Origin of the sequence: Aeromonas media (assembly GCF_000819985.1) — a bacterium.
Taxonomy (GTDB): domain Bacteria; phylum Pseudomonadota; class Gammaproteobacteria; order Enterobacterales; family Aeromonadaceae; genus Aeromonas; species Aeromonas media.
In genome coordinates this window covers 1-10,927 of sequence record NZ_CDBZ01000053.1, presented here as the reverse complement: position 1 = coordinate 10,927, position 10,927 = coordinate 1, and the positions used below count along the sequence as shown (strand labels likewise).

Here is a 10,927-nt window from a genome sequence, read left to right as displayed (position 1 = left end):
CCGCCCCCGAGGTCGACCCCAAGAAGGCGGCCATTGCCGCCGCCATCGCCCGCGCCAAAGCCAGGAAGCTGGCGGCCGCCGCCGAGGTCGTGCCAGTCCCCGCTGTGAGCGACACGCAGGTTACTCCGGGCGAGCCAGTGGCTGAGTCCGCCCCCGAGGTCGACCCCAAGAAGGCGGCCATCGCCGCCGCCATCGCCCGTGCCAAGGCCAAGAAGCTGGCGGCCGACGCCGCGGCGCACACTCCATCCCCTTCGACCGACAAGAGCCACTGATCCATGTTCAATCTCGCGAGTGCGCCCTTCGCCCATAACCGCAGACAGACCCAGACCCTGATGCTGCTGGTGATCCTGGCCTGTCTGCCCGGCTTCCTGGCCCAGACCTGGTTCTTCGGCTGGGGGACCCTGATCCAGATCCTGCTGGCCCTGGTGACGGCCCTCGGCTGCGAGGCCCTGGTCCTGCGCCTGCGCGGCCGCCCTGTCAAACCGGCCCTGCTGGACGGCAGTGCGGCCCTCACCGCCGTGCTGATAGGTCTCTCCCTGCCCCCCCTGCTGCCCTGGTGGATGCTGGTACTGGGCACCGCCTTTGCCATCATCATCGCCAAGCACCTCTATGGCGGGCTCGGTCAGAACCTGTTCAACCCGGCCATGGTGGCCTATGTGCTGCTGCTGGTCTCCTTCCCGGTCCAGATGACCAGCTGGCTGCCCCCCTCCAGCATCGCCGCCTACGGGGTCGACTTTGGGGACGCCGTCTCGGTGATCTTCACCGGCTTCAGCCTGGACGGCTACAGCCTGGCGCAGCTCAAGCAGGGGGTGGATGGCCTGACCATGGCTACCCCCCTCGACACCCTGAAGACGGGCCTGACCCAGGGGCTCACCGCCAGCGAAGTGATGACTCACGCCGTGTTCGAGGGTTGGGGCGGGATTGGCTGGAGCTGGGTCAACCTCGGCTACCTGCTGGGTGGCCTCTTCCTGCTGCAGCAGAAGGTGATCAACTGGCGCATTCCCACCGCCGTGCTGGGGGCCCTGCTGCTCTCTGCCACCCTGGGTTATCTGGCCACGCCGGACGCTACCGCCACCCCCATGCTGCACCTGTTCAGCGGCGCCACCATGCTGGGGGCCTTCTTCATCGCCACCGATCCGGTGAGCGCCAGCACCACGGCCAGGGGTCGCCTCATCTACGGCGTGCTGATCGGCGTGCTGGTCTACCTCATTCGTCGCTTCGGCGGCTACCCGGACGCCTTCGCCTTCGCCGTGTTGCTGGCCAACCTCTGCGTGCCACTCATCGACAGCCTGACCCGTCCCAAGGTCTATGGGGATCGTCGCAAATGATCATCGCGCACATCTCACTCTCAGGAGCCTTCCCATGTTAAAGAGCATGCGCAAAAACGGCGTCACCCTGGCCCTGTTCGCCCTGGCCTGCACCGCCATGGTGGTGCTGACCAACGAGCTGACCCGGGATCGCATCGCCCACCAGCAGCAGCTGGAGAAGCTGCGCACCCTGGAGGCCCTGCTGCCGGCGGGGAGCTATGACAACGATCTGGTGGCCAGCTGCAGGCTGGTCACCAGCCGCGAGTACCTGGGCAGCGATCAGCCCATGCCGCTCTACACCGCCACCCTCAAGGGGGAGCACACCGGCTATGCGCTGGAAACCGTGGCCCCCGACGGCTACAGTGGTGCCATTCGCATGGTGGTCGGCACCGATGCCAGCGGCGCCATCAGCGCAGTGCGGGTGCTGGCTCACAAGGAAACCCCGGGTCTTGGCGACAAGATAGAGCTGAAGAAATCGAGCTGGATAGAGAGCTTCGTCGGCAAGTTCCTCACCAAGGAGAACGCGGCAAGCTGGGCGGTGAAAAAGGATGGCGGCGAATTTGACGCCTTCACCGGCGCCACCATCACCCCGCGTGCCGTGGTCAAGGCGGTGAAGAATCTGCTGCTGCTGCAGCAGGAGCACCCTGAGCTGCTGCAAGAGGCCCCCTCCTGTGACACCACACCCTGACACCGGAGCCCCATATGGCGCATACAACGGAACAAGCAATGGAACAAGTTGATGTGATTGACGGCCATAGCCCGGCCGATGAGGGCAACAGCCGCCGCGAGGAACTCAAGGAGCTGATGCTGCAGGGACTGTGGAAGAACAACCCTTCCCTGGTGCAGGTGCTGGGGCTCTGCCCGACCCTGGCGGTCTCCTCCACCTTTACCAATGCCCTGGGGCTGGGTCTTGCGACCATGGTGGTGCTGGTCTGCTCCAACCTGGCCGTCTCCCTGGTGCGCAACTGGGTGCCCAAGGACATCCGCATCCCGGTCTACGTGATGATCATCGCGGCCCTGGTGACCAGCGTGCAGCTATTGATGAACGCCTACACCTATGGCCTCTATCAGGCGCTCGGCATCTTCATCGCCCTCATCGTCACCAACTGCGTCATCATAGGCCGGGCCGAGGCTTATGCCTCCAAGAACCCTCCCCTGCTGGCGGCCATCGACGGCTTCATGATGGGGCTGGGGTTCACCCTGGTGCTGCTGTTGCTGGGGGGCCTGCGTGAGATCATCGGCATGGGCACCCTGTTCGACGGCGCCGACCTGCTGCTGGGGGACTGGGCCAAGTCCCTGCGCATCGAGCTGTTCCACGCCGATACCAGCCTGCTGCTGGCCATTTTGCCGCCGGGGGGCTTCATCGGCCTGGGGCTGCTCATAGCCGGCAAGAACGCCATCAACGACTGGATGGGCCGCAAACAGCGTGCCGACAAGGCGCACTGCAGCCTGCCCGCAGCCGGTGCCCGCACCACCCAGCTCTGAGGGCTGGCACCAAGACAGACATGAGACGCGATGAATAACCAAAAACGCAGAGAGATACTGGAGCGGCTGCGGGAGAACAACCCGCACCCCACCACCGAACTCAACTTCAGCTCGCCGTTCGAGCTGCTGATCGCCGTGCTGCTGTCGGCCCAGGCGACCGATGTCAGCGTCAACAAGGCCACCGACAAGCTCTATCCGGTGGCCAATACCCCGGCCGCCATGCTGGCTCTCGGGGTGGACGGCGTGAAGGAGTACATCAAGACCATTGGCCTGTTCAACACCAAGGCCGAGAACGTCATCAAGACCTGCGCCATCCTGCTGGAGAGACACGGCGGCGAGGTGCCGGAAAATCGCGAGGCACTGGAAGCCCTGCCGGGGGTGGGCCGCAAGACCGCCAACGTGGTGCTCAACACCGCCTTCGGCTGGCCCACCATAGCGGTCGATACCCATATCTTCCGGGTGTCGAATCGCACCGGCTTCGCGGTGGGCAAGAACGTGGATCAGGTCGAAGAGAAGCTGCTGAAGGTGGTGCCCGCCGAGTTCAAGCTGGATGTGCACCACTGGCTCATCCTGCACGGGCGCTACACCTGTCTGGCGCGCAAGCCACGCTGTGGCTCCTGTATCATTGAAGACCTGTGCGAGTACAAAGAAAAGGTCTACCCCCAGAGCTGAACGACCTTCTGTCCGTTCACAGTCCGACCTCAAGACCTAGATAGAAAGCAGTACCAATCACCAACCCGGAGAATTGAGCAATGAGAATTCTGCATACCATGCTGCGCGTCGGCGACCTGCAACGCTCCATCGACTTCTACACCCGCGTGCTGGGCATGACACTGCTGCGCAAGAGCGAGAACAGCGAATACAAGTACACTCTGGCCTTCGTCGGTTACGGTGACGAGAAGGATGAGGCCGTCATAGAACTCACCTACAACTGGGGTGTGAGCGAGTACGAGCTGGGCTCCGCCTACGGTCACATCGCCCTGGAAGCGGACGACATCTATGGCACCTGCGACGCCCTGCGCGCCGCCGGCGCCAAGATCACCCGCGAGCCGGGCCCGGTCAAGGGTGGCACCACTGTCATCGCCTTCGTGGAAGACCCGGACGGTTACAAGATTGAGCTGATCGCCAAGAAAGACACAGGAACCGGCCTCGGCGTCTGAGCCAGACCGGCGCCCTCGCGGTGACATAGCAAACGGGGCCCTGGGGCCCCGTTTTTGTTGGTACTCTGCCAGCCGTCCACCATCAGGCGAGGCGGAAGCGGCCTATGGTCTGGCGCAGGCTCGCCGCCAGCTGGCTCAGCTCCAGGCAGGCGCGGGTGGTGTGATCGGCACCGGTCGCCACCTCGTTGGAAGACTCGTTGATCCGCGCCACGTTGCGGCCCGGCTCGGTGTAGCTCCCGTTGGAGCGAAACAGCTCATCCCAGGCCTGATCCTTGAGCCCCTGCGCCAGCAGGGTGGAATCGGTGAAATTCAGCACCCGATCCCGCATGCCACGCTGTTCGCCGTTCGCTGGCGAGAAAAAGACCGAATATCACGTTGATGGCGGCGATAACCGCAAAGACCACGGCAATCTTCTTGCCGATGGAGAGGTTCTTGTAAAACATGTTGACTGGCGATCCTCGACTGCTGATAAGCAGGTGCACTGTGGCGATCACATCCGTGTAAACGGTGACCCGAGACTCCTGACGGGAAAATAAAACAACGCGAACAAGCGGGGAAGAGCGTTCGCAGGCGCGCACCCTATCACAGCTGCCGCCCTCGCTCATCCCTCTCGTGTTGTACAGGGCCATGTCATTTGGCATGTGCCCGGGATACAAGAGCGACCGGATGACCACAAACTTGAGCCGATTGCCCCAATCGCCCCGCCATCATGGACAAACGGGAGGCCAGGTTATGTAATGGCGCTCTCGTCTCTCCCAACCACAGTTCTCCGAGGCCCCATGGATAACGCGTCGACCCTCAGCCCCTCCTGGTCAGTCCAACTGCGCGAGCAGATAGCGGAGCGCCCCCTCGTCGCCCTGGGGCTGCTGCTCGCCCTGGCCGCCGTGCTGCTGCTCCTGTTGCAGAGCCTCGTCATGCTGGCGGCCGGTGACATCAGCCCCGGGGTGCGTTATGGCCTTATCGGCGGCGCCGCCGGGTTTGCCGCCACGGCGCTTGGCGCCCTGCCCGCCCTGTTCCTGCGATCTGTTCCCCAGCGGGTGGAAGACGCCATGCTGGGCTTTGCCGCCGGCATGATGCTGGCGGCCAGCGCCTTCTCCCTGCTGCTGCCGGGACTGGAGGCAGCCGAGGGGATCACCGGCGACGGCTTTCTCGCCGCCGCCGTGGTGGTGGCTGGCATGACCCTAGGGGTCTTGCTGATGCTGGGGCTGGATCAGTTCACCCCCCATGAGCACGACAAGACAGGCCCCTGCGGCCCCGGCCACGAGAGCTGCTCCCGGGTCTGGCTGTTCGTGTTTGCCATCGCCCTGCACAACCTGCCGGAAGGCATGGCCATCGGGGTCAGCTTCTCCCAGGGGGACATGGCGGTGGGGCTGCCGCTCACCACCGCCATCGCCCTGCAGGATATCCCCGAGGGGCTGGCGGTGGCGCTCGCCATGTGCGCCGCCGGCTTTCGTCCCTCGGTGGCCGTGCTGGTGGCCATCGGCAGCGGCCTGCTGGAACCGCTTGGCGCCCTGCTCGGGGTCGGGCTCGCCAGCGGCATGGCCATCGCCTACCCCATTGGCCTGGGGCTCGCGGCAGGGGCCATGCTGTTCGTGGTCTCCCACGAGGTGATCCCCGAAACCCACCGCAACGGCCACCAGACCCACGCCACCCTGGGTCTGATGGCAGGCTTTGCACTGATGATGACCCTGGATACGGCACTGGGTTAATCGGAAATCCCCTACCCTCTTGATTCGAACGGCGGCGCTCGGCGCCGCCGTTATCTTTTGCTATCATCCCCGCCAACTTTTTCGGCACCGCTACCCGGCGTGTGGCCGGGCCCGCACAAGATCTGAGAAACGAGGTAGATGATGAAAGTAGGTATTATCGGCGCCATGGAGCAGGAAGTTGCCCTGCTGCGCAGCCAGCTGAGTGAACCCACCACCCTGCAACTGGGCGGTTGCGAGTTCTATCAGGGCCGTCTGGCCGGTAAAGAGGTGATCCTGACCCGCTCCGGCATCGGCAAGGTTGCCGCCAGCGTCGCCACCAGCCTGCTGCTGGAAAAATTTGCCCCCGATTGCGTCATCAACACCGGCTCCGCCGGCGGCTTTGCCCAGGACCTGCACATCGGAGACGTGGTGATCGCCAGCGAGATGCGTTTCCACGACGTGGACGTGACCGCCTTCGGTTACGAGATGGGTCAGATGGCCCAGCAGCCCGCCACCTTCCCCTGCGATGACAAGCTCATCACCCTGGCCCAGGCCTGCATCGCCGAGCAAGGCAAGCACCAGACCAAGGTCGGCCTCATCTGCACCGGCGATCAGTTCATGTGCAAGCCGGACGCCATCGCCAAAGCCCGCGCCGACTTCCCGCAAATGTTGGCAGTCGAGATGGAAGGGGCCGCCATCGGCCAGGTATGCCACATGTTCAAGGTGCCCTATCTGGTGGTGCGCGCCATGTCCGACATCGCCGGCAAGGAGCAGGTGGAATCCTTCGATGCCTTCATCGAGGTGGCGGGTCAACACTCCGCCGAGGTGATCATCGCGCTACTCGGCAAGCTGTGATCGACGCCCCCTCCTGGGATGCCCTGATGACCGCCCTCGCCTCGACGACGGCGGCCATCATGGTGGGCGCCGCCCTGCTGGAGGCCGTGCTGCCCTGGCCCGCGCGTTTCAGGCCCGGCGCAGCCGTGCCGCTGCTGACCCGCCTCGGCCACAAGGTGTATCGCCCGGACGGTTCGCCCGGTCAGCAACGTCAGGCGGGGCTGCTGGCCCTGCTGGTGGTCTGGGTGCCCTGCGCCGCCGGCCTCTGGGCGGTGCGCAACCTCTCCCTGTCTGAACCCCTGTTCGACCTGCTGTTCCTGCTGCTGATGCTGGAATCACGCCCGCTGCGGGAGCTCGCCCAGGCGAGTCGCGCCCTGGCAACCCAGGAGACGCTGGTGGTGGCGAGGTTGCAGGCAGCGAGCTGGCTCAGACGAGAGACGGGCGCCCTGTCGGTAATGGGATTGAACAAGGCGGTGAGCGAGACCTGCGTGCTGCGCCTCGTGGGGCAGTGGGCCGGCCCCCTGCTGGGCTTTGCCATGGCCGGGGTGCAAGGGGCCCTGCTCTGGCGCCTAGCCCAGCTGATGAATCAGGCCTGGAGCCCGAAGCAGGCCGAGTTCGTCCACTTCGGCCGCGCCGCCAGTGCGCTCTATCAGGGGCTCTGCGCCCCCGCCATACTGCTGCTGTCGCTCCCCCTCGCGCTGACCCGGTTGCGCCAGCTTGGGGGCAAGCTGCGCCTTGCCCTGCGCTGGCCCTATCCGGCCATGGGCGTCTTGCTCAGCCTGCTGGCACAGAGCACGGGCAGCCGCCTCGGGGGTCCCCGCTACTATCAGGGCCAGCTGGTACGCCTCCCGGTGCTGGGCGATGGGAGCGAGCCCGACGCCACCCTGCCTCGGCGCCTGCTCCAGCGCCTGCTGCTGATCGGCTGGGGCTGGCTCGGGCTCTCGCTGATCCTGACCCTGATGGCACTGACTCATGGCTGACCGCTTCCCACTTCGCGCCCTCTGCCTGTTGCTGTGCCTGCTCGGCTGGCCCCTGTCCGGCGCGGCGACCACTCCGCAGCGCATCATCAGCCTCACGCCTCACCTGACCGAGCTGCTGTACGACATGGGGGCCGGGGATCGCATCGTCGCAGCCGACGATGCCTCCGATTTCCCCCCCGAGGTGGCGCCCCTGCCACGGGTCGCCAACTATCGCAGCATCAACCTGGAGGCCCTGCTGGCCCAGAAGCCGGATCTGGTGGTGGCCTGGCGCTCGGCCCAGTCCCGCATGCTGGCCCCCGTCGAGAAGCTCGGCATCCCCGTCTTCTACTCGGAGCCCACCGACTTTGCCTCCCTGGCCGACGAGATGCGCAGCCTGGGGCGCCTGCTCGGCACCCGGCAGAAGGCCGACCAGCAGGCCGACGCCTATCTGGCCAGGCTCGATGCCCTGAAGCAGCGCTACGGCAAGCCCAAACCGGTCTCGGTCTTCTATCAGCTCTGGTATCCGCCCCTCACCAGCGTCAATGACTCGACCTGGCCGGGCCACGCCATCAGGCTCTGCGGTGGCCGCAATATCATGGCCGATGCCAGCTCCCCCTATCCCCAGGTCGGGCTGGAGCAGGTGATAAAGGCCAACCCGGATCTCATCCTGGCCGGTAGCCGGGATCCCGCCGTGCTGGCCCACTGGCATCAGTGGCCCATGCTGGATGCCGTCAGGCAGCAGCGGCTCGTTCTCATCAACCCCGATGAGCTGCACCGCTTCACCCCGCGGGCCCTCAATGCTGTGGAGCAGCTGTGTGAGGCGATCGAGGTTGCACATACGGGAATACAAGCTGATAGGCAGACCAATCACGTTCAAGACAGCAGATAGGGTTCAAGTTTCTCGCCGCAAGAGTCGATATCTGTAAAACCAGCATTTTCTCGGCCGATCACATTCTTCTTGCAAGACTCTAGAATCTGATTTGTTAGTATATGATTCATCAATGTTTTTAATGAGATGCTCACTATGTTCAATGAGAAAACGATCCTGATCACCGGTGGCACAGGCTCTTTCGGCAAGCTCTTTATCAAGACCATACTGGAGCGTTATGAGCCCCGTCGCCTGATCGTTTACTCGCGCGACGAGCTCAAGCAATTCGAAATGCAGCAGGAGTTCAACGCTCCCTGCATGCGCTACTTCATCGGCGATGTTCGGGATGCGAACCGGCTGACCATGGCAATGCGCGGCGTCGATTACGTCGTACATGCGGCCGCTCTCAAGCAGGTGCCCGCCGCCGAATACAACCCCATGGAGTGCATCAAGACCAACATTCATGGGGCTGAGAACGTCATCCAGGCAGCCCTGCTCAATCAGGTCAAAAAGGTGATTGCTCTATCCACCGACAAGGCCGCCAACCCCATCAACCTGTACGGCGCCACCAAGCTGGCTTCCGACAAACTGTTCGTTGCGGCCAACAACATTGCGGGCCAAGATCCGACCCGCTTCGCGGTGGTACGCTATGGCAACGTGGTGGGTTCACGCGGCTCTGTGGTGCCCTTCTTCCAAAAACGAATAGACCAGGGTGCAAGCACACTCCCCATTACCCATACCGAGATGACCCGTTTCTGGATCACCCTGCAGCAGGGAGTGGATTTTGTGATAAATAACTTCCCGAGGATGAAGGGGGGCGAGATCTTCGTGCCCAAGCTGCCCTCGGTACGCATCACCGACCTGGCTACCGCCATGGCGCCTCAGCTGGCCCAGGAAGTTATAGGTATTCGCCCTGGTGAGAAGTTGCATGAGGTGATGTGCCCTTCCGACGACTCCTACCACACCTTTGAGTTCGACAATTTCTTCATCATCGGCCCCACCATCAATTTCAATAATCGCAACAATGACTTCTCAGTCACAGCGACAGGCGAAAAGGGATGCATTGTCGAGCAGGGCTTCGAGTATGACTCCCGCAACAACAGCGACTTCCTGACGGTAGCCCAGCTAAAAGCGTTGAATGATAAGGTGGTCATGGAATGATCCCGTACGGCAGGCAGTCTGTAAGCGAGGCGGATATTGAAGCCGTGGTAGATGTCTTGAGATCCGATTTCCTGACTCAGGGCCCGGTCGTTCCCCGCTTCGAACAGGTGGTAGCCGATTATTGCGGCGCCAACTTCGGAGTGGCAGTCAACTCAGGTACGGCCGCCCTGCATATCGCCTGTCTGGCACTGGGTATCGGCCCGGGTGACTGGGTCTGGACCTCCCCCATCAGCTTTGTCGCCTCGGCCAACTGCGCTCTCTATTGCGGAGCCCAAGTCGACTTCGTCGACATCGAGCCGGATACCGGCAATATGTGCACACTAGAGCTGGAACGCAAACTGATTGTCGCCAAGGCGGAGGGATGCCTGCCCAAGGTGGTCATTCCGGTACACTTCGCTGGCTTGCCCTGCGATTTGAAAGAGATACACCGCCTTGGGCAACAATATGGTTTTCGTATCATAGAGGATGCCTGCCATGCCCTCGGCGCCCGCTATCACGGCGAACCTACCGGCAAAGGCCGCTACAGCGACATCACTGTCTTCAGCTTCCATCCGGTTAAGATCATCACCACAGGCGAAGGCGGCATGGCCATGACCAATGACCCTGCGCTCGCCAAAACCATGAGTATGCTGCGCAGCCACGGCATCACCCGGGATCCGGCCGACTTCATCAATGAGCCGGACGGCCCTTGGTACTACGAGCAGCAGTTGTTGGGATTCAACTATCGCATGACCGATATTCAGGCTGCGCTGGGGTTAAGTCAGATGGCAAATCTGGACGAGTTTTTGGATAAACGCCGAACAATTGCCGCCCGCTATCAGGTTGAACTACCCGAACTAAACATAGGGGTACTGGCCAATCGAGATGATCGCCTCAGCGCTTGGCACTTGTTTGTTATCAAAATATCGGCAGAAAAGAGAAAAACTCTGTTTGAGCGACTAAGAGCAACGGATATCGGGGTGAATGTGCACTATATGCCGATATTTTCTCAACCGTACCATCAAGCGGGGTCCGGAGCCGGTGTGGAATCTTCACGAGATTTTTATCAGACCATCATCAGTATTCCCCTGTATCCCATGCTAGCTGAAGACCTACAGGGGAATGTCATCCAAGCCCTCTCCCTCTGGTTTAATCCATTACAAATGAGAGAACCGACATGAATGAATCCCCGATATCACATGTCCCGCAAGCAAAGACAGCGATGACCATACTTCAATTGCTTCTGAAAATTGCTGAACGTCACAAAAGGGAATACGATAAAAATCAAGTACAGCTGCTTGAAAAATTCATTGATTTTGAGCAGGAGAGATCTCCTTATCATGAATTTTTAAACACATGGGACAAACTGACCGCTACACTGTTTTCTGCACCGCACTGGTTTTCACTTTTGATGGATGACATGGATAATGAGCTATCAAAATGCATTCGTTTATTTTGCAATAAAAAACCTGATTACCCATGACCC

Annotated in this window: 14 protein-coding genes and 1 pseudogene; 14 read left to right on the top strand and 1 reads right to left on the bottom strand. The window is 62.0% G+C overall.

The window, feature by feature from the left end; all coding sequences use genetic code 11:
* The 6 genes and pseudogenes from BN1127_RS04200 to gloA all read left to right on the top strand — a co-directional run.
* Positions 1-272, top strand: a pseudogene (locus tag BN1127_RS04200) (electron transport complex subunit RsxC); the annotation flags it as partial.
* Positions 273-275: 3 nt separating this feature from the next.
* Entirely contained in the window at positions 276-1,328 is a 1,053-nt protein-coding gene (rsxD, locus tag BN1127_RS04195) for an electron transport complex subunit RsxD (protein ID WP_042648615.1), read from the top strand.
* 34 nt (positions 1,329-1,362) lie between these two features.
* Positions 1,363-1,995 (top strand): electron transport complex subunit RsxG, encoded by a 633-nt coding sequence (gene rsxG, locus BN1127_RS04190; protein ID WP_042648614.1) that lies wholly within the window; start codon positions 1,363-1,365, stop codon positions 1,993-1,995.
* A gap of 38 nt (positions 1,996-2,033) precedes the next feature.
* Positions 2,034-2,792, top strand: a complete 759-nt coding sequence (locus tag BN1127_RS04185) for an electron transport complex subunit E (protein WP_042648613.1) — start codon at positions 2,034-2,036, stop codon at positions 2,790-2,792.
* 30 nt (positions 2,793-2,822) lie between these two features.
* Positions 2,823-3,464 carry an endonuclease III gene (gene nth, locus BN1127_RS04180; protein ID WP_042648612.1) on the top strand — a complete coding sequence of 214 codons (642 nt, stop codon included), beginning with the start codon at positions 2,823-2,825 and terminating at the stop codon, positions 3,462-3,464.
* An 80-nt stretch (positions 3,465-3,544) separates the two neighbouring features.
* The gene (gene gloA / locus BN1127_RS04175; protein WP_025326535.1) at positions 3,545-3,952 is read left to right on the top strand and encodes a lactoylglutathione lyase; all 408 of its coding nucleotides are present in this window, start codon (positions 3,545-3,547) and stop codon (positions 3,950-3,952) included.
* An 82-nt stretch (positions 3,953-4,034) separates the two neighbouring features.
* Here the strand turns inward: gloA and BN1127_RS23120 are convergent, their stop codons facing one another.
* A complete protein-coding gene (locus tag BN1127_RS23120; protein ID WP_197069624.1) occupies positions 4,035-4,268 on the bottom strand; it encodes a hypothetical protein in 234 nt (77 codons plus the stop codon).
* Here BN1127_RS23120 and BN1127_RS23115 point away from each other — a divergent pair.
* From BN1127_RS23115 to BN1127_RS22020, 8 genes are all read left to right on the top strand, one after another.
* Positions 4,255-4,488, top strand: coding sequence for a hypothetical protein (locus BN1127_RS23115; RefSeq protein WP_197069623.1), 234 nt, complete (start codon positions 4,255-4,257; stop codon positions 4,486-4,488). The two genes, BN1127_RS23120 and BN1127_RS23115, sit on opposite strands and share 14 nt — an antisense overlap.
* A 243-nt stretch (positions 4,489-4,731) precedes the next feature.
* Complete coding sequence (locus BN1127_RS04165; RefSeq protein ID WP_042648610.1) at positions 4,732-5,661, top strand: ZIP family metal transporter; 930 nt, start codon at positions 4,732-4,734, stop codon at positions 5,659-5,661.
* Positions 5,662-5,802: 141 nt separating this feature from the next.
* Complete coding sequence (gene mtnN / locus BN1127_RS04160; protein ID WP_042648609.1) at positions 5,803-6,495, top strand: 5'-methylthioadenosine/S-adenosylhomocysteine nucleosidase; 693 nt, start codon at positions 5,803-5,805, stop codon at positions 6,493-6,495.
* Between the two features lie 26 nt (positions 6,496-6,521).
* Entirely contained in the window at positions 6,522-7,454 is a 933-nt protein-coding gene (locus tag BN1127_RS04155) for a cobalamin biosynthesis protein CobD/CbiB (protein WP_042648617.1), read from the top strand.
* Positions 7,447-8,322, top strand: coding sequence for a cobalamin-binding protein (locus BN1127_RS04150; protein WP_042648608.1), 876 nt, complete (start codon positions 7,447-7,449; stop codon positions 8,320-8,322). The genes BN1127_RS04155 and BN1127_RS04150 overlap by 8 nt, the downstream gene beginning before the upstream one ends.
* Before the next feature lie 135 nt (positions 8,323-8,457).
* Positions 8,458-9,462, top strand: coding sequence for a UDP-N-acetylglucosamine 4,6-dehydratase (inverting) (gene pseB / locus BN1127_RS04145; RefSeq protein WP_042648607.1), 1,005 nt, complete (start codon positions 8,458-8,460; stop codon positions 9,460-9,462).
* A complete protein-coding gene (gene pseC / locus BN1127_RS04140) occupies positions 9,459-10,622 on the top strand; it encodes a UDP-4-amino-4,6-dideoxy-N-acetyl-beta-L-altrosamine transaminase (RefSeq protein ID WP_042648606.1) in 1,164 nt (387 codons plus the stop codon). Before pseB ends, pseC begins: the two co-directional genes overlap by 4 nt.
* Positions 10,619-10,924 (top strand): hypothetical protein, encoded by a 306-nt coding sequence (locus BN1127_RS22020; protein WP_156139748.1) that lies wholly within the window; start codon positions 10,619-10,621, stop codon positions 10,922-10,924. Before pseC ends, BN1127_RS22020 begins: the two co-directional genes overlap by 4 nt.
* Positions 10,925-10,927: the final 3 nt, after the last annotated feature.